The following is a 19358-nucleotide window of genomic DNA, read 5'->3' on the forward strand; positions in this document are numbered from 1 at the left end:
CTGACTGAGGGCTGAAATAGTCTTTGTACGAGGGGTAGCCTGGTTAAGGACGGTACTTACAAGTAGAGAGTTTCCTAAAAGCTAGCTGAGGCTCTATGCTTTAAAATTCTATTAATTTTAATCTTGCTAATCCCTGATCTAATTTTAGAATTTGCGCTTGTAGTCCGTCACTTGCGTAGTGCTGAGATTATGGGGAGTGGGGAGTGGGGAAGGTGGGGCTCCCCTGGGGATAATGGGTAATGGGGAGTGGGGGAATGAGGGAGAATAACCAATTCCCCATGACGCCAGTTCTCTCAAGTCGACGGAGCCCTCCGGGTTCAGCAGTCCACTCGGCGGCAAAGCCGCACGTGTGGCTGCACTCACCGCCCACGAGACTGGCTCCCCTATGCCCTTTAACTTTTAACCTCTATTGCTGTTGTAATCCATTGCTTGAGTATAGATACAACTTCATCAATGGCAATTTCTTGAGATTTGCGAGTTGCTCTTTCTACAACTTCGACTTTGCCATTGGCGATCGCTCGCCCAGTTACAATCCTGTATGGGATGCCAATTAAGTCAGCATCTTTGAATTTTACCCCAGCTCTTTCATCACGGTCATCAAGTAAAGTTTCGATTCCGGCTTGATTAAGTTCTGTGTAGAGTTTTTCGGCTACTGCGACTTGTTGAGCATCATTGATGTTAGGAATTGTAATAATCGCGTGGTATGGTGCGATCGCTACTGGCCAAATAATTCCATCTTTATCGTAAGATTGCTCGACGGCAGCTTGTGCTAGTCGTGATACGCCTATACCAAAACAACCCATGAATAGCGGTTTTTCCTCACCCTGTTCATTGGTATAATTTGCTCCCATTGCTTGGGAATATTTTGTGCCTAATTGGAAGATATGACCTGCTTCAATTCCACGGGCGCTCTGTAGGGCTTGTTCGGGGTTGTGGATGGCGCGATCGCCTGGTCTAGCTTTGCGTATATCCACTACTAGTTCTGGTAGTTTGAATTGCTCACCCCAATTAGCACCAACTACGTGAAAGCCAGTTTCATTCGCGCCTGTGACAAAGTTTTTTAAATCAATAGCTGTTTTATCTACCAAGCGGACAAACTTAGGATGGATCTGTTTATTAGCTGTTATATATTCATCTGCGATATCTGGTGCGATGTAGCCTAAAGGTAAAGATTTAGCTGTCCATACTTGCTGCGCTTCAGCATTTGGTACATTTAAACTAATAATAGTTTTAGCTCCGTAATTAGGGGCTAATTTGGTCAATTCATTTTGCAACTTGACCTCATTAACTTCCTGATCGCCTCGGATGCTCACCAATACCAACACCGTCATACCATTATCATAAACTGTTTGATAAAGGACGTTTTTCACCAATTGAGTAGGAGAACACTTGAGAAATTGACACACCTTTTCAATAGTTTCTGTTCCAGGTGTATCGCGTTTCTCATAGCTTGTAAACCGTGAAGTTTCGGCATCGGCTGGTAAAGAAACCGCTTTTTCTACGTTGGCGGCATATTTGCCATCTTCGGTGAAGAGAACTTCGTCTTCACCTGCTTCCGCCAGTACCATAAATTCTGTAGAACCAGAACCACCAATTGCACCAGAATCAGCTTCGACTGCGCGAAAAGCTAAACCGGAACGCCGCAGGATATTGCTGTAGGCTTGGTACATATCCTGGTAAGTTTTTTTGAGGCTGGCTTCATCTACATGAAAAGAGTAGCCATCTTTCATGATAAATTCTCGTCCGCGCATTAAACCAAAGCGGGGGCGAATTTCATCCCGGAATTTAGTTTGAATTTGATAGAGGTGCAACGGTAGCTGACGATAAGAGCGAATCATATCACGAGCGATCGCAGTAATTACTTCCTCATGAGTCGGGCCTAATCCCAATTGTTGTTCGCGGCGGTCAATAAGGGAAAACATAATTCCCTCAGCTTTAGTGTAAGTATCCCAGCGTTCTGATTCTTTCCACAAATCAGCGGGTTGTAATTGAGGTAACAAACATTCTTGTGCGCCTGTAGCGTTCATTTCTTCCCGGACAATTTGGGAAACTTTTTGCAGTACCCGCCACATCAGCGGTAGATAGGCATAAATACCGCTACCGATGCGACGAATATAACCTGCACGGAGTAATAATTTATGGCTGGGAATTTCAGCATCAGCTGGATCATCCCGGAGTGTAACGAATAAAATTTGTGACAGTCGCATCGTTTATTCCTTTTCTAGAATCACTTATAAAGTATGAAGTGTGAAGTACGAAGTACAAAATATAAAGTCTTATTTCTTTTCCATTTTTACTTATAGCCTTCTGACTTGAAAGTGCTAAGTGCTAAGTTAATTCTCCCCGTTGTCCCCAGTCCCCAGTCACTAGTCCCCAGTCCCTGCAATTTTAGGAGCAAACTACCTTGTCAGATGTAATTTATCAAGCACAGCCACCTTTAGAATTTATTCCTCCAGCGTTTAACCCCTGGTTGTTAAAAGCTGTCCATCTGTTGCTACCCAGCTGGATACGTTGGCAAACACCTATTACCCAAATTGAAGCAGACAATGTAGAGGTTTTGGTGGATCTCTATCGCCAATTTCAGGAAGGTAAGGTTCGCTTTTTGCTGGCATTTCGCCATCCTAAAACAGATGATCCATTTTGTTTAGAGTACTTGCTTTCGCAACTCGTGCCAAAGGTAGCACGAGAGCAAGGCACAGCACTACAGTATCCAATTCATGCTCATTTTCTCTACGATCGCGGCATTCCTCTTTGGGCAGGTTCTCATGTTGGCTGGATTGCTTCGCGTTTGGGTGGGACTCCTATTCAGCGCGGTAAGGCTGACTGGACTGGGTTACGTTCAGCACGTGAGTTGTTTGCCAATGGAAAATTCCCGATGGCTGCTGCGCCAGAAGGTGCTACGAACGGTCTATCGGAGATTATTAGTCCCCTAGAACCTGGAATCGCGCAATTAGGTTTTTGGTGTGCTGAAGATTTGCACAAAGCTGGACGCACTGAACAGGTTTTAATTGTACCAGTTGGAATTAAATATAGTTACGTTGATGCTCCTTGGGAAGCGATCGCTAATCTTTTAAGTGAATTAGAAGCTGCTAGTGGTTTACCTGTCAATCCTAGAGAACAAGCTAATGTTTCTTCTGTGGAGTCGCTTTATCCACGGTTGTTAACTTTGGCAGAACATTTACTATCGTTAATGGAAAAATTTTACACGCGGTTCTATCATCAAAAGCTGCCAGATGCCCAAATTGTAACTGGTGAAATCACAGATAGAAATGAGGTTTTGGCACATCGTTTACAAGCTTTGTTGAATGTAGCCTTACTCATATCAGAGCAGTATTTTGATTTGCAATCTAAAGGTAATTTAAATGACCGTTGTCGGCGAGTTGAGCAGGTAGGTTGGAATTATATATTTAGAGAAGATTTTAAGGATGCGAAAACATTATCCGATATAGAACGTGCTTTAGGCGATCGCGTTGCTGAAGAAGCAAATGCTCGGATGTGGCATATGCGTTTAGTAGAAAGTTTTGTTGCCGTTTCTGGTAATTACATTCGCGAAAATCCGACAGCAGAAAGGTTTGCTGAAACTACTCTAATTTTATGGCAAATGATTGGCAAAATTAAAGGCAACAGAACTGTCCAGCGTCCGCAATTGGGTAAACAGCAAGTAAAAATATCTGTAGGTGAACCGATATCTATTTCTGAGCGTTACCCAGCGTATAAAGGTAATCGCTTAAGTGCAAAACAAGCTGTTGCTGATGTAACAAATGATTTACAACACGCGATGGAGAGTTTAATTTAGCTACGAGAAAATCATATAGTAGCATCAGATCAGCACAAACGCAGCAATTCTAACTAGATTATTAACCAGTTAAGATTTTCTAATCTTTGTGATTGCTGCTCAGCTTATGAATAGTTACATCGTTCATTCCAGCCCTAGCAAAAAATTATGAATTTGGCATATTTAGTATTGGCACATAATACTCCTAACCATTTATGTAGGCTAATCAATGCTCTTAACAGTCCTGATGTTCATTTCTTCATACATATAGACTATAAAAGTGACAACCTGCCTTTTTTAGAAAAAATTAATCATCAAAATGTTACATTCATTCAGAATAGAGTATCTGTCTATTGGGGAGAGTTTTCTCAAGTAGAAGCTATTCTAAATTTAATCAAAGAAGCATTAAACAATCAAAACAAATTTGATTATCTAATTTTAATGAGTGGAAGTGATTATCCATTAAAAAGTGCAAAATACATAAACTACTATTTGACTGCAAGGGTAGGAACCGAGTTTATTAATTTAGTCGAAATGCCAAATCCAAAAGCAGGTAAGACTTTAGAAAGATTTTATAAGTATCAACCACAAACGCTTTCTAATGAACGCTTTTACAAAGTCATAAAATTAGTACTTTATGTTTTAATTAACAAAGTTTTACGTTGGAGACGCAATTACAAAAAAGTTCTGGGAAATCTGAAACCATATGGAGGAAGTACATGGTGGGTATTGTCAGCAGATGCATGTCAATACATATTATCGTTTACTGAAACAAATCCTGAAATAGTGAATTTCTTTAAAAATACATGGTCTCCGGATGAGTCATTTTTTCACACAATAATAGGAAATTCAAAGTTCCGAACAAAAGCTGCAAAAAATTTGACATTTGCCCAATGGAAAAAGCTTAAAAATCCTGAATTTATTGATATGGAACAGTTACAAATTCTCCTAAGTAAAGATAAAATTATTGCAACCAACACCAACACAAGTAATGAATTTCTATTTGCCAGGAAGTTTAAGGATGAAAGCTTAGAACTAACTGATTTTATTGATAATTGGATCAAGGAATCCTAAATCATTAAAAAAAGTACAGATTTTTTATGTGTAGAGATGTTGTAATTCAACCTCTCTGCTTTTTTACGATATGATATTTACTCTTCTGCTATAATTTCGTTTATAGGTTGTTCTATAGCTAAATCCTTCCAAGGAAAATCAAAATATGGCTGAATATTTTTTAGTTCATAGATGGACTCTATGAAAAAACTTTTTATAACAGATAACTGGTCTTTTTCAGATAAAAATTCTTGTACGCTTTTTCTATAAAATATAGCTGACCATGCGGGTATAACTGTTAAATCAAGAGGAGTCCATATATCGGGTTTGTCGTTAACTACTTTTTGCATAGCTGCAATAATTTTAGGGCGTTCTACAAAACCAGGAGAAACTTCCAAAAGTATACCTAAATATGGATAATCATTTAAATTAGTTGGATTTAAATCGAAGTATCCCAGACCACACCAAAAATTATCGCTAGAAAACTTAGTATAAATAATATATCTACTGTGCCATCTCCATTGAGTCATACTTGTACTTGCTACTGGCTTGATCATACTTCCAAAAGCTAGCTTGAATTCGTGCTGTACTTCTTCATTGAGCGTTGATTCCATAAAATTGAGGGTTTTGTTAAAATTCACCATTGTCAATATGTCAATAGATGAAAGTTGATTATTGTGAGCCATTCTATTATTCCTCATAAAAATTAGTATTTCTTGACCTAAAATATCAGATTCACGTTTTTCTAAAAAACTATAAAACTGATACCACCTCAGCTGGAAAAAATTTACCTTTGGTAATAAGTTAATACAAAAATCCTTAATTTTTTCTTTTGGGTCATAATCACGGGTGATATAAATTAGAGTTCTCTGTCTGGCATTTGGTAAACTACTCAAAAGTTCAGTATACTTTTTTAAAGCATTATTACCATCCTTAGAACCAATTTTTGATTCAATAATTATTACATCTGTATTGAAGCCAGTTGAAAGTTCAACAACTATATCAAATCTACTATCTTCAGTATGGTTAGGTAACGCTTGATATGCTTTTTGGATTGAAATATTGATGCTGTAATAACTATTATCACTAATGATTGAATGATATTTTAGCCAACTCAGTAAAATATCATTGTTAAGAGATAAAAAATAGGCAACAATTTCAGTGAAAAAATCTTCTAATGGTTTATTCGCTGAATGTAGATTGAGTAAGTTTGTAAATAAAGACATATCAAATTCAAGCTATCCCTAGTAAATGAAATAGCTAAGTGTATTTGCTAATATTGCATCAGTTTTAACTTGAGCGATCGCAGTTTGACAAGAGTTCTACACAAACAATACCAACGAAAAATAGGGGTAAAACTTTTACCCCTACAAAGTCGTATATTTTTTAATAATAGTTAAATTTAGAAATAGTTTTTTATAAACATCTTTTCGATGCTTGCACTGCAAAAGTTGCACTAGTTGACTTTCATCATCAATTTCATCACGAACTCTATAATCACCAACCCGGATACGATATTCGTTATCAGAGCCTTTTAATTTGACAACACCATCGGGACGTGGTTCATTTGCAAGATTTTGGATTTTCTCAAAAATACGCTCTTTAACATCATTTGGCAAGTCGTCAATCTGCTTTTGCACTGACTTTGAAATAATGATGATGTAGCTCATTATCCTTGATTTGAGCGCTTAGTAAGATATTCATCCATAGTCACGTACTCACCAACCGCATATTCAGCACGAACTGCTTGAATTTCTGCCTGTGTTTCTGCATCATCTTCATACAGCGCTTCCTCGGCTGCAAAAATTTGTTGCTCTATTATCTCTTGAAGTTGACGTTTTTCTTCTAAATTCAGAGAAAATATTACTTCTGCTAAAGCTTCCACAGATAGTTGTAGTTTAACAATGGCTGGCATTTTTATCCAATTGGTTTTGTTATTTTTCGTATTATTAATTTTAACATTTTGCATAAAAAATAGGTGGATGAAGAGCGTACCCTTTCCACCTGTGTAATTACATGACAAATCTTTTTGTAACTTAAGTTAAGTGATTTTCTAGCAAAGATGCGATCGCATCTGGATGAATATTTTTGTATTTCTTTTTACCAAGCTGTAAAACACAGTTGGGTGCGCTACTACAGCATTTTTGGCAACTAGTATGCTCAATTGTAACTTTGTCTAACAAACCGCGATCGCACAAAGTTTTTTCTAACTCTGATAACAATCCCTTACCGCCACGCTTGAGGCAACCGGACTTTTGACATACCATAATCCTCGCTTTTGGTTGAGGAGGTGGTATTTCATTTGGGCAAGTACCAATTGATGTTACCTGATAAGCTTTGAGTTGAATTGTACCTGTACGCGAGTTTAACTTACTGTGACCACAAACGCGAATTTGCTCACCAGAAACTAAAGATAAACCCAAAGAATGGCGTAACTCTTTAGGCAGTTTAACTTGCATATTTCCCGATGGAGTTGCTAACTGCAAGTATTTACATTTTCCTGGTTCATCACCAACAAAACCTAAAAACTCTCCCTCAAGGTTTAATTTTGATAACGTCAAGTATTTGTCACCCATGATTGATAAAAAGTTAGGAGTTGGGAGTGAGGAGTGAAGAGTTAGGAGTTAGGAGTTAAAATTCATAACTCACAACTCTTAACTCATAACTGATTTTAAGCAAGCCGTTTAGCTTCTACAGTTTGAGGTAAATTTGCTATGTCTGGCAAATCACGAAATTCCAATTCCCAACCATTTGCTAGGGTGAGAATTTTACCGTCATTTCCATCAGTTTGTTTAACAACTTCTTCCTCAAGGTCTTTTTTAGCAACGTATACTACTAAAGTGCCGGCGTCATTCATCCGTAGCATTACTTTCATGAGATTCCTCAACAGATTCTAGTTCTTTTTTCTTGCAGCCGACGACAAACCCTGTTTCTAAGAAATGCACAGCATAGATATAGGAGGTTTGCAAATATGTGCCTATACTCGCTATGTAACCAATATCTCCTTTGTTCGCTAAAACTTGGCCGACTTCCTTGCCAGGAAAAGTACCATCGTTTTTTAGCAGTTTACGAACTCTGACTTTTTCACCAATTTCAAAAGCAGGTGGCAAGTTTAGTTCTAATTCATCACGTTGCATGAGAATACCTCTGTTCTCTTACCAAATTCAAAAGTTCTTCTGTCGTCAAGCTGCGTTTTTTCTGTACAGATTGTTGGCGCACTGCGTCTAAAATATATTGGGTTTCTTGTGAGTTTAAGAAGATCCCATACTGCTCTAATAAGTTAGACACTAAATGTCGACCAGAATGTTTACCAAGCACTAAACGCCGTTCCCAACCTACTTCTTCCGGCGCAAATGGTTCGTAAGTAATAGGATTTTGCAGTACACCGTGAGCATGAATCCCAGACTCGTGAGCAAAGGTATTTTCTCCGACAATTGCTTTCCAAGGTGGGACATTAGCACCTGATGCTGAAGCAACTAATTGAGATAATTCCAGCAAACTCGGAGTATGAATACCTAAATCAACGCCGTAGATGCGTTTAATAGCCATGACAACTTCTTCTAAAGCTGCATTACCCGCTCTTTCACCTAAACCGTTAACTGTTGTATTCACAGATAATGCTCCAGCTTTCACACCTGCAAGGGCGTTAGCAGTTGCTAGACCGAAATCATTATGGGTGTGAATTTCAAGAGGAATTGATAAAGATGATACGAGTCCCTTGACTTTTGTGTAAGTGGTGAAGGGGTCGAGAACTCCTACAGTGTCGCAGAAGCGAAACCGTGATGCACCCCATTCTTGAGCATAGAGGGCTACATCTAAAAGAAAGTTTTCATCAGCTCTAGAAGAATCTTCTCCTCCTACTGCTACCCAAAGACCTTTATCGACGGCAAAGCTAATACAGTCTTGGAGCTTTTGCAAACTTACTCGCCACTGACCATGAAATTTAGCAGCGATTTGGATACCAGAGACAGGAATAGCAATATGCACTCGCTTCAGACCACAGGCAATAGAAGCCTTAATATCTGAGATGACAGCGCGATTCCAACCCAAGAGTTTAGCTTGCAAACCTAAGTCAGAGATTGCAGATATGGCGCGAGTTTCTTCTTCACCCATTGCCGGAATCCCGACTTCCAATTCTTGCACACCAATGGCGTCAAGAAATTTAGCGATCGCAACTTTCTCTTCTAAGTTGAAGGCAACACCTGCTGCTTGTTCGCCATCACGTAATGTAGTGTCATTAATTATGATTTGACTCATTGCAAACTTCCTCTTTCGGAACTATTTCTTAATATCCTTTCTCTTTACTATTCCTAGTGATGGTAAATGCTATAAATATCACAACTCATAATGCAGTATTTTTCATTCTTGATTATGACTGAATTAGAAATACCACATCTGTATGGCAAAGAACCAAAACCCTGTATCATTTACGAATGTTTTTCACTGTTGTCAGTTGAAATCTCTTCGAGTAGCAAGCAACTTATGTAGCTATTAGCAAATGCTGAACAAAGTAAGAGAGTGAACCCAGCAATTAAAGTAGAAATCATTGTTGCAACCTCGTATTTTTAGAGTATTTCTGTGTAGTGAAGGTAAGCGATAGTACGCAATTCCAAAGGGTTTAAATTAGCTATAGTTGTTCTGCTAGCCAATCAAAAATTCGTTCTAGCTGCTCTAAATTGACTAGACCATATTGCCAAAGAAGCATTGCTAAAGGGCCATTATTTAACTCACGGTGTCGTAGTGCTGTAGCAATATCGGCTTTTGAAAGTTCGAGTTCATTGTGTAAAAAATTGAGAAATTTTATATCACTGTTGCGGGTTAACATAATCGGACGTTTAAGTTCTGGAGCTAGGATAGAATTAAAAATTTTCAATTCCAAGTCTTACTTGGCAATTTTGCCTTTTTAATTAGAGGCAGATGTCAGGATAATTTCAGATTTAGGAGACTGAACAAAATCTGAAACTCGGCTAAACTACATCAGTCTGCAACAAAATTCGTTAAGAGACAGTAACTTCAACTTCTAAACCTAAAATAGGTTTATGCATCTATGCAAACAATGCGAATAATGCTTGCGTTATTGCTTCAGCCCTGAAATTGTATCGATTAAGTATTCGAGAAACATTCAGGGTTCATCACTGTAACACCAACAACGCTCTAGCCAATCTACTAATTCGTGGCGAGATGCCAGAAATTGCATAAGTATACTGCGAATCAGAATCGCTTCTAGCAAGTTATTTACTTGCACTCGTAAAGAACCATCGGGGGGACAGGAACAAGGAATCATCAACTCTTGCAAACGGTAATAAATTCGCCAGCGATCGCATAAAGGAATCTGCAAAACTTGATCGAAGGCATCGGAACTACAAGGTGGTAACATACTCATCTGTCTTTTGTCCATTGTCTTGTGTCATTTGTTATTTGTCCTACCCTGCGGGAAGCCGCATAAGCGTCTATGTCATTAGTTATTTATCCAAAACTAATGCCCAATAACTATTGACTATTGACTTTTAAAGTTTGCAATTGTTGTTCGAGTTGCTCAACGCGGGAAAGCAACGAGCGGATCACACTTGCTTCCAAATCAGGTAACTTTCCATGTTCTAGAGGACAAAGGCTGGCGGTTTCTTTTTGAGAAATAATCCGACCGGGAATCCCTACAACAGTTGAATCACAAGGGACATCGCGTAAAACAATTGAACCTGCACCAACACGGACGCGATCGCCAATTTGAATATTCCCCAAAACTTTCGCACCCGCCCCCACCACAACGTTGTTACCTAACGTCGGATGACGCTTACCACTTTCTTTCCCAGTTCCGCCAAGGGTAACGCCTTGGTAAATTAGTGTATGGTCTCCCACAATGGCAGTTTCACCAATGACAACGCCCATACCGTGGTCGATAAACACACCCTTACCAATCTTTGCACCTGGGTGAATCTCAATTCCTGTCAAAAACCGCCCAATGTGAGAAATTAAGCGGGGAATAAAACCCACTCCTCGACCATGTAACCAGTGAGCGAGACGATGCAAACATAGAGCGTGCAATCCAGGATAGCAAAACACAACTTCTAGCCAATTACGTGCTGCGGGATCGCGCTCAAATATAATGCAAAAATCACTCAATAATGGCTCAAAAAAAACGCCAGAGAGTAGATTTTTTACCACGGATGTATGTGCAGAATTCTGTGTGTTTATAGTTTGAGGATTGCTGATACTGTCTAAAGACTGTTGCATCGGTACTGTCTGGTAAAAAGAGCCATCTGTTATTTTTATGCTTATATCAGGCGACTCCAAAGGGGACAATATACTAGATGCTGATTGGATTTATTGGATTGATTAAGGTTGTACTCATAGCCTGAAACCCCGATTTAAGGTAAATTTAAAATTTATCTTGGGGTAGGGGTGCTAGTGTTTCAGCATGGGGGTACTAGTATTCTTAGGGTGGGGGGTTAAGAATTTCTGTACTCATTAGGAATAGCTTTGCCTGTAAGTCTTTGCAACGATTTAGGCAAGATATTTTGCGATTTATTAAGCTGTACTCACCTGCTCGCAAGAATGAGGTAGATGGGATGACATATTCAATATCTGTATCTCCAGCTACGATTACTATCTTATTATTTAGCTAGATAAAAAACAAGCTTCTTTATTTTTTTTTAGCCTTTACTGTCTGTATGTATGTATACGTTTAAAAATATAGCTATAGTTCATAGTTTATCAAGTTCATAGTATTAGGGTACATTATGGACTTTAATCTTAACGCACCGAAAATCTCTGACAGTGCTGTACTCTCGCCAATAACACATCCTACAAAAAGACTACAGAGTGGTCAAATTCAACGTATCTTTAAAGAGAATTAGTATAACTTCATCGGAAAAATAAATTAAGTCCATTTTAATAAGCAAAAAGGCTTATTACTTTCTCATTTTGCCTAAATGCTTTCTTAATATCTTTGATTACTTTCTCATTTCAGTAGATTTAGCAAGCAAAAAGGCTTATTGCTTTCTCAATATCTTTGATTACTTTCTCATTTCGGTACATTTAGCAAGTAAAAAGGCTTATTGCTTACTCAATTCAGTAAATTTAGCAAGCAAGAAGGCTTATTGCTTACTCATTCCAGTATATCGCGTATTCATTTTAGTGTTTTCCGCAAGCAATTAGAGATATTGCTTTCTCAAAGCTGTAATTGCTTACTCATTTCAGTATATCGCGTACTCATTTTGGTGTTTTCCGCAAGCAATTAGAGATATTGCTTTCTCAAAGCTGTAATTGCTTACTCATTTCAGTAGATTCAGCAAGCAAAAAGACATATTGCTTTCTCAAATCTGTGATTGCTTTATCATTTCAGTAGTTTACGCATTCATAATAACTATCACTATGTAGCAAAAGCCATTAGAGATTTGCCGAAATTCTCTCAGGCTGATCAATACAAAAATTTTTTAAGGTAAAGAATATTAACCGTAATGTATTACAAGGTATAGATAATGGCTCGTCTAAAAAGAACTTCTCAAACTTTAGAAAAAGCAGAGCGTCGTGCCGCCAGCATTAGCTCAATTGATCCGAATTTAGATTTAGGCAATGGACTCACCCAGCCTGCTTTCTCAACGCTTATTGAGAAGATGCGAACTAGGGAGAATGTATACAATACTGCCCTTTCTAACCTTGATAAATTCTACCGTGAAATGCTAGAAACAGAGCGCGAGTTAGCAGATATGGCAGAGCATATGCTGATGGCAGTTGCTACTCGATATGGTAAAAGCAGTGTAGAGTACGGCATGGCAGGAGGAGTTCCTAAGAACCAGCGCCGCAAGGGACTGCGAGGCGAGTCACCAACTCCCAACTCACAGCAACCGTCATTAATTGCCAACGGCAACGGCAGTAAAAATAGCAACCAAAATGGAAATAAAGCAGTAGTACCCCAGTAGTCAGCAGGGTGTGTTATGCCACTCTCTTATCATGTTCGACTTAATACTTCTGTCGTTGCGTACTCCTTCTCCGTAGGAGAAGGATACAAAGCGCGGCAATCCCAAAGGCTTACGTTAGCCTTGGTGTACGTTCGCAATGACATATAAGTGATTTTCTGGTTATGATATTACGCGCCTGAAATTGTCTATTGGACAACATTTGATAGACTCGCACACAAGCTTGTGCTTGTTCGTTGGTCAGGTTTATAGATAATAGTAAGCTTTATCTGGTGACTTATTACAAACACTGTTGCTTATAAAAACTCAATTTATCTACTATTTTGCGGTTTCTACTGGTAATAGCTTGTAGCTAGGCGATAATAAATTCATTTGCTCATAAAAGCACAGTTATGACCATCTGCCTAAATCCAGCTTGCCACAATCCGCCAAATCCTGATGGCACAATATTTTGCTCCAACTGTGGTGTAGGATTGGTGGTGCTGAGAAACCGCTATCGCCCGATTAAATCATTAGGTGGTGGAGGATTTGGTAAAACTTATTTAGCAGAAGATATAGATAAATTAAATGAGCGTTGTGTCATTAAACAATTTGCACCGCAAGTACAGGGGACTGGCGCACTGAATAAAGCCACAGAACTATTTGAGCAAGAAGCAAAGCGACTACAACAGTTAGGAGAACATCCTCAAATTCCTACACTGTTGGCATATTTTAAACAAGATAATCGCCTGTATTTAGTACAGCAGTTTATCGAAGGGCAGAATTTATTGGCGGAATTAAAACAGCAGGGAATTTTCAACGAACAAAAAATAAAAGAATTCTTGCTTGATTTATTAGGTATTCTCAAAACAGTTCATCAAAACAAAGTCATCCACCGCGATATCAAGCCAGAGAATATTATTCGTCGTAGTGATGGAAAGTTAGTACTGATTGACTTTGGTGCATCCAAGCAATTGACGGTGACGGTAATGATTCACCCAGGAACAACCATTGGTTCTTTTGGTTATGCACCATTAGAACAGATGGAGGGAGGTGAAGCTTACCCAGCCAGTGATTTATATGGTGTTGGTACAACTTGCTTTTACCTAATGAGTGGAATTCCCCCTTGGCAACTTTGGCAACGACAAGGTTATGGTTGGGTTGCTAGTTGGCGAGAACATTTACAGCAACCAATAAGTGAGAATTTGGGGCGTGTGCTGGATAAATTGTTGCAAGAAGAATACCAGCAGCGTTATCAGTTGGCTGAGGAAGTTTTACAAGCCTTAAATTTACAGCCAATACCAGTAGGTCAGCCTGTTAGACCTCCAATTAATCCACCACCTCGCGAAAAACATTCTATTCCTAAATACCTTGTTTTTATGCCATTAATTTTATTTATGGGTGTTGGTACTGTTTATTTGCAAAGGCTGACAAATAATCCAGAAATAATAGAACAGAAAAGTGCTGTTACTTACTATAAAGAAGGATTAGAAAAATACAACAACAGAGATTTTCGCGGTGCAATTGAAGACTACACCCAAGCCCTCAAAATTAATTCTAATGATGCGGAAGCTTACATCAGTCGGGGTAATGCTCGCACTGCTTTAGGAGATAAGCAAGCTGCAATTGAAGATTACAACCAAGCCATCAACATTAATCCCAACCATGCAAATGCTTACTACAACCGGGGTGTAGCTCGCTCTACTTCAGGAGATAAGCAAGCTGCAATTGAAGATTACAACCAAGCCATCAACATTAATCCCAGCTATGCAAGTGCTTATTACAACCGGGGTGATGCTCGCGCTGCTTCAGGAGATAAGCAAGCTGCAATTGAAGATTTTCGTAAATCTGCTGATTTGTATAAGCAACAAGGAAAAGAAAGTCTATATCAAGATGCTCTAAACCGCATTAAACAACTTGAGGAATAACTAGATTGTCGGGTTTTTCAAAAAGTCAGCCATATTATTCGTAAAAGGAAAAAATTATGGTGATTGGGGTTAACCAAGATGATCTGAATCTATGCCTAACGATGTAATATAACGGCAAGCCGCTAGGTATCAATGCAATTTTTCTGCTAACTGCTGAGTGCGTTGTTCAGTTTGTTAAATTCTATCTTGAGGTGTAAGATATAGTTTGCTGAAAAGCAGGACAATCATATCAAACTTCACAAGTTTTTAACTACTTTAGTATTAGCTGTGCTAAGACAGGGTGGATATGAATATCGAAACTCCATGCAACAGGAAAAAAATCAATTCAGCCATCTTACAGCAATAGAAAGAACTTACTTATCATTCCCTGCACAGTTGTTATTAAATCAAAATCTGCTACAAGGCAAAATACTAGATTTTGGTTGTGGATTTGGTAATGATGTTAAACTACTGCGTCAAAAAGGCTGTGATATTACAGGTTATGACCCTTATTATTTCCCCGATTATCCTCACGATAAATTCGATACTATAATTTGTTTTTATGTTTTAAATGTTTTGTTTCCTGAAGAACAGGCAAATGTTCTTATGCAAGTATCGCATTTATTAAAACCAGGAGGTAAAGCTTATTATGCTGTGAGAAGGGATATTAAGCGAGAAGGTTTTAGAGAACATTATGTTCATAAAAAGCCTACGTATCAACGTAGTGTAGAACTTCCTTTCCATTCAATTTATTTGGATGAGCGCCGAGAATTATATCAATACAGCCATTATAATCACCAGCGGAATTCATCTAATTATTGTATATTTTGTAATCCTGGTAAACATTTAAAACTATTAACTGAATCAGCAAATGCTTATGCTGTTTTCGATGGTTATCCTATAAGTAAAGGACATATACTAGTTATTCCTAAACGCCATGTAAGCAATTATTTTGAACTACCTTTTGAAGAGCAATCTGCTTGCTGGTATATGGTGAACAAAGTACAAGAAATTATTAAAACAGAATTTGAACCTGATGGTTTTAATGTAGGCATGAACATTAATCGAGAAGCAGGTCAAAATATTATGCATACCAGTATTCATATTATCCCTCGTTACAAAGGTGATGCTGTTTCTCCTAAAAGTGGAATCAGAAACGTTATTCCTAAAAGATAGAGACGTTGCAATGCAACGTCTCTACAAGGGGTTTGCCAGAATTAACTAGTAACTGCGATCGCAATTTTCCCAACTGCACGACCAGTTTCACTATAAGCATGAGCCGCAGCCAGTTCTTGTAAGGGATACGTGCGATCAATGACCGCTCGGATTTTTCCCGTTTCAATCAATTCTTTGAGATAAACCAAGTCTTGAGTGTTAGGTTTCTCAAGCACGAACTTGGCTTTTTGTCCAGGAAGAACGGCTGTTAAGATGCTCTCCACCACAGTTTGAGGGCTTGGTAACGTGGAGATATAAACCCCGTTGGATTTTAAAACTCTTTTGGTTTGAAAAAGCGATCGCTTGCCAACTGCATCGAAAATAATATCGTACTGGGCTGTACCATCAGCGAAGTCTTCTCGCTTATAGTCAATAACGTGATCTGCTCCCAAAGATTTTACCAAATCCAGGTTTTGTGTACTGCTAACTCCCGTCACCTCTGCTCCCAAAGCTTTAGCAATTTGCACTGCAAAACTGCCTACACCGCCAGCTGCACCATTGATTAGTACACTCTGCCCAGTCTGAATATTACCCTGGTCTCGCAGAGCTTGCAGAGCCGTAAGCGCTGCTAAAGGGACAGCCGCTGCTTCTTCATAAGTCAAATTCGTGGGTTTGAAAGCAACCAAGTTTTCTGGTACAGCAGCAAATTCGGCATAAGCTCCCCCAGGGAAATTAGTACTGCCATAAACCGCATCTCCTGGCTGAAAGCGCGTAACTTGAGAGCCAACCTGTACAACTTCTCCCGCCAAATCAAACCCCAAAATTTTCGGGAATTTGCTTCCGCTAATCAAGCTCAACGCTCCTTGGCGGATTTTCCAATCAATGGGGTTAACGCTGCTGGCATAAACTTTCACCAGTAATTGCGTTGGCTCAATTCTCGGCTGCTCCACATCTTCATATTGCAAAACGTCTGTAGTCCCATACCGACGGATAACGACTGCCTTCATCGCATTTCTCCTGCTACCCTGTTTATTCTTATGTCTTCAGTGTAGCGATCGCGTCCTGAACTGAAAGCATTACCAATATAAATTAATTGTGATATCAAACACAATTTATAACTTTATTTTCTATCCTTTGATATAAAAATAAGTTTAAAATAATATTATTTGAAAATTATGTGCATTAATGCATCTTGCTAGAAATATCTGTACATCTCATCAGATAAGGCTTGCGAACGCAATTTAATATCATTATTAACCTAAAGATTAAAAAAATCTGAACCACATTTTTTCCCAAAAAAAAATGATATGTTAGATACAGAATTGAATTTCGCACGTATCTGGAGTAGTCCAACATAATCTACTCCAGTTTTTCCCCCTTAAATTCCTTGTCAGCTATTGCTTTCGCTGGGACTTGAGGGAGCATTTGAGTACACGTTGAAGTAATCCAAAACCAGTTTAAACTAGGCTCAAACCCTGACTGGATTTGGGTTCTGGCTGAGTACAAAGAAATCCTGAACCCCTTACTATAAATACTCGAACCCCAACCAGAAAATACTAGAACCCCTACCCGAAAAAATTTTTTTAATTGATTTAATCCCCTATAAATCAGGGTTTGAGGATTTGAGTACAAACATAATAAATCCAATAAATTCTATCCTAGATATACACGCCGCCTCGCTCTGGGACAACTGATATAAATCTTATATCGCCAATCACTCAACGCTCTAACAAAAACCAGAAGCGGAAAGTGAGTGGAGGGATGAGATAGCACTATGCCTGAAGTGAATAGAAGTCGCGGCTGTAAGCATAAATTCTACCCAAGACCCAAACGTTGACACACACCAGCCAGAACCCAAAGATTTTATCGCCTGCCCTACTCTGCAATCAGGCGTCTACGCTACTGATACAGAGTATACTCCTGTGAGCAGCGTGGGTAATAAGACGCGACTTCAATTCCTAGGCATAGAAAATAGCAACAGCATCTCCCACAGTGGCAGCCAAGTCCACCGACCTTTTGCGAAATTCAATGACATCACCGTCTACACGACTCCTCACCACCCCCGCTACGGAATCGCCAACAACTCAAGCAAAATCAGGTGGTTGCGGCTGCGACAGCAGCACCACCGTGGAAATGGACGAGAAGCTCAAAGAGCGTATTGCCAAACATCCCTGCTACAGCGAAGACGCCCATCACCATTACGCCAGGATGCACGTTGCAGTTGCACCAGCTTGTAACATTCAATGCAACTATTGCAATCGTAAATATGATTGCGCTAACGAAAGCCGTCCTGGAGTAGTTAGCGAATTACTCACACCCGAAGAAGCAGCACACAAAGCTTTGGTAATTGCAGGTAAAATTCCCCAAATGACAGTTCTGGGAATTGCGGGGCCTGGCGACCCATTAGCGAATCCAGAAAAGACTTTCCGCACCTTTGAGTTGATTGCAGACAAAGCACCAGATATTAAACTGTGCTTATCAACCAACGGTTTGATGTTGACTGAATACATCGATCGTATCAAACAACTAAATATAGATCACGTTACCGTCACCTTTAACACTATTGACCCAGAAATCGGAGCGCAGATTTATTCTTGGGTTCACTATAAGCGTAAACGTTACAGAGGCATTGAAGGCGCAAAGATTCTGCTCGAAAAGCAGATGGAAGGATTGCAAGCTTTGAAAGAAGCTGACATCTTGTGCAAAGTCAACTCGGTGATGATTCCGGGAGTAAATGACCAGCATTTGGTCGAAGTCAACAAATACATTCGTGAAAATGGTGCATTCTTGCACAACATCATGCCGTTGATTTCTGCACCAGAACACGGTACACATTTCGGCTTAACCGGTCAACGCGGCCCCACACCCAAAGAACTGAAATCGGTACAAGACAATTGCGCTGGCAACATGAAAATGATGCGCCATTGCCGTCAGTGTCGCGCCGATGCTGTAGGATTGTTGGGAGAAGACCGCAGCCAAGAGTTTACCAAAGATAAAATCTTGGAAATGACCCCAGAATATGACCTCGAACAACGTGCAAGCGTTCACGACGGTATAGAGAAGTTTAAAGAAGAAATTAAAGCAGCCAAAGAGAAGGCAAGCGCTGGTAAGACATCTGCCAACAATCCTAAAATCTTAGTTGCAGTAGCAACCAAAGGCAGCGGATTAGTTAACCAACACTTCGGTCATGCCAAAGAATTCCAAATTTATGAAGTCGATGGCAACGAAGCTCACTTTGTTAGCCACCGCAAGATTGACCAGTATTGTCAAGGTGGATACGGTGAAGAAGCCACTTCCGAGCATATTATAAAAGCGATCGCAGATTGCAAAGCGGTTTTGGTTTCCAAGATTGGTAACTGTCCCAAAGAGAAATTGCAAGAAGCCGGAATACAGACCGTTGAAGCTTACGACGTAATTGAAAAGGTTGCTTTGGAGTTTTACGAGCAATACGTTAAGGAATTAGGGAATAAGGAATAAAGACTGGGGATTAGGGGCTGGGCAATAGTTTTCCCAGCACCCAGTACCCAATACCCAGTACCCAGTACCCAATCCCCAGTACCCAATCCCAAAAAG

17 protein-coding genes and 2 pseudogenes are annotated in these 19358 nt (G+C 39.4%); 7 read left to right on the forward strand and 12 right to left on the reverse strand.

What is annotated here, in order from left to right:
• Positions 1–392: 392 nt before the first annotated feature.
• The gene (locus WKK05_RS21820; RefSeq protein WP_341525177.1) at positions 393–2207 is read right to left on the reverse strand and encodes a proline--tRNA ligase; all 1815 of its coding nucleotides are present in this window, start codon (positions 2205–2207) and stop codon (positions 393–395) included.
• Positions 2208–2404: 197 nt separating this feature from the next.
• Here WKK05_RS21820 and WKK05_RS21825 point away from each other — a divergent pair, with 197 nt between their 5' ends.
• Both WKK05_RS21825 and WKK05_RS21830 read left to right on the forward strand, forming a co-directional pair.
• A complete protein-coding gene (locus tag WKK05_RS21825) occupies positions 2405–3796 on the forward strand; it encodes a 1-acyl-sn-glycerol-3-phosphate acyltransferase (RefSeq protein ID WP_341525178.1) in 1392 nt (463 codons plus the stop codon).
• Positions 3797–3943: 147 nt separating this feature from the next.
• Positions 3944–4849 (forward strand): beta-1,6-N-acetylglucosaminyltransferase, encoded by a 906-nt coding sequence (locus WKK05_RS21830; protein WP_341525179.1) that lies wholly within the window; start codon positions 3944–3946, stop codon positions 4847–4849.
• A gap of 77 nt (positions 4850–4926) precedes the next feature.
• On the opposite strand, the gene WKK05_RS21835 is transcribed toward WKK05_RS21830, so the two are convergent.
• The 10 genes from WKK05_RS21835 to cysE form a co-directional block, all read right to left on the reverse strand.
• Positions 4927–6054, reverse strand: coding sequence for a PD-(D/E)XK nuclease family protein (locus tag WKK05_RS21835; protein WP_341525180.1), 1128 nt, complete (start codon positions 6052–6054; stop codon positions 4927–4929).
• A 141-nt stretch (positions 6055–6195) separates the two neighbouring features.
• Complete coding sequence (locus WKK05_RS21840; protein ID WP_341525181.1) at positions 6196–6498, reverse strand: type II toxin-antitoxin system RelE/ParE family toxin; 303 nt, start codon at positions 6496–6498, stop codon at positions 6196–6198.
• Positions 6498–6743, reverse strand: a complete 246-nt coding sequence (locus WKK05_RS21845) for a hypothetical protein (protein WP_341525182.1) — start codon at positions 6741–6743, stop codon at positions 6498–6500. Before WKK05_RS21845 ends, WKK05_RS21840 begins: the two co-directional genes overlap by 1 nt.
• A 121-nt stretch (positions 6744–6864) precedes the next feature.
• Entirely contained in the window at positions 6865–7404 is a 540-nt protein-coding gene (locus WKK05_RS21850) for an NAD(P)H-dependent oxidoreductase subunit E (protein ID WP_341525183.1), read from the reverse strand.
• A gap of 95 nt (positions 7405–7499) precedes the next feature.
• Complete coding sequence (gene nifT, locus WKK05_RS21855; protein WP_341525184.1) at positions 7500–7703, reverse strand: putative nitrogen fixation protein NifT; 204 nt, start codon at positions 7701–7703, stop codon at positions 7500–7502.
• Entirely contained in the window at positions 7678–7965 is a 288-nt protein-coding gene (locus WKK05_RS21860) for a nitrogen fixation protein NifZ (protein ID WP_341525185.1), read from the reverse strand. The genes nifT and WKK05_RS21860 overlap by 26 nt, the downstream gene beginning before the upstream one ends.
• Entirely contained in the window at positions 7955–9085 is a 1131-nt protein-coding gene (nifV, locus tag WKK05_RS21865) for a homocitrate synthase (protein ID WP_341525186.1), read from the reverse strand. The genes WKK05_RS21860 and nifV overlap by 11 nt, the downstream gene beginning before the upstream one ends.
• 370 nt (positions 9086–9455) lie before the next feature.
• The gene (locus WKK05_RS21870) at positions 9456–9653 is read right to left on the reverse strand and encodes a DUF2949 domain-containing protein (protein ID WP_341531154.1); all 198 of its coding nucleotides are present in this window, start codon (positions 9651–9653) and stop codon (positions 9456–9458) included.
• A gap of 297 nt (positions 9654–9950) precedes the next feature.
• Positions 9951–10205, reverse strand: a complete 255-nt coding sequence (locus WKK05_RS21875) for an Asr1405/Asl0597 family protein (RefSeq protein WP_341531155.1) — start codon at positions 10203–10205, stop codon at positions 9951–9953.
• Positions 10206–10318: 113 nt separating this feature from the next.
• Positions 10319–11059, reverse strand: a complete 741-nt coding sequence (cysE, locus tag WKK05_RS21880) for a serine O-acetyltransferase (RefSeq protein WP_341525187.1) — start codon at positions 11057–11059, stop codon at positions 10319–10321.
• A 1247-nt stretch (positions 11060–12306) separates the two neighbouring features.
• On the opposite strand from cysE, the gene WKK05_RS21885 reads away from it, so the two are divergent.
• The 4 genes and pseudogenes from WKK05_RS21885 (at position 12307) to WKK05_RS21900 (ending at position 15806) form a co-directional block, all read left to right on the forward strand.
• On the forward strand, positions 12307–12747 hold the full coding sequence (locus WKK05_RS21885; protein ID WP_341525188.1) for a hypothetical protein: 441 nt from the start codon (positions 12307–12309) through the stop codon (positions 12745–12747).
• A gap of 389 nt (positions 12748–13136) precedes the next feature.
• Positions 13137–14012, forward strand: a pseudogene (locus WKK05_RS21890) (serine/threonine-protein kinase); the annotation flags it as partial.
• A gap of 198 nt (positions 14013–14210) precedes the next feature.
• A pseudogene (locus WKK05_RS21895) lies at positions 14211–14651 on the forward strand (tetratricopeptide repeat protein); the annotation flags it as partial.
• A gap of 303 nt (positions 14652–14954) precedes the next feature.
• On the forward strand, positions 14955–15806 hold the full coding sequence (locus tag WKK05_RS21900; protein WP_341525189.1) for a bifunctional class I SAM-dependent methyltransferase/HIT family protein: 852 nt from the start codon (positions 14955–14957) through the stop codon (positions 15804–15806).
• Positions 15807–15847: 41 nt separating this feature from the next.
• Here the strand turns inward: WKK05_RS21900 and WKK05_RS21905 are convergent, their stop codons facing one another.
• A complete protein-coding gene (locus WKK05_RS21905; RefSeq protein WP_341525190.1) occupies positions 15848–16792 on the reverse strand; it encodes an NAD(P)-dependent alcohol dehydrogenase in 945 nt (314 codons plus the stop codon).
• Positions 16793–17813: 1021 nt separating this feature from the next.
• On the opposite strand from WKK05_RS21905, the gene nifB reads away from it, so the two are divergent.
• Positions 17814–19262, forward strand: coding sequence for a nitrogenase cofactor biosynthesis protein NifB (nifB, locus tag WKK05_RS21910; RefSeq protein WP_341525191.1), 1449 nt, complete (start codon positions 17814–17816; stop codon positions 19260–19262).
• Positions 19263–19358: the final 96 nt, after the last annotated feature.

This window comes from Nostoc sp. UHCC 0302 (assembly GCF_038096175.1).
GTDB lineage: Bacteria > Cyanobacteriota > Cyanobacteriia > Cyanobacteriales > Nostocaceae > UHCC-0302.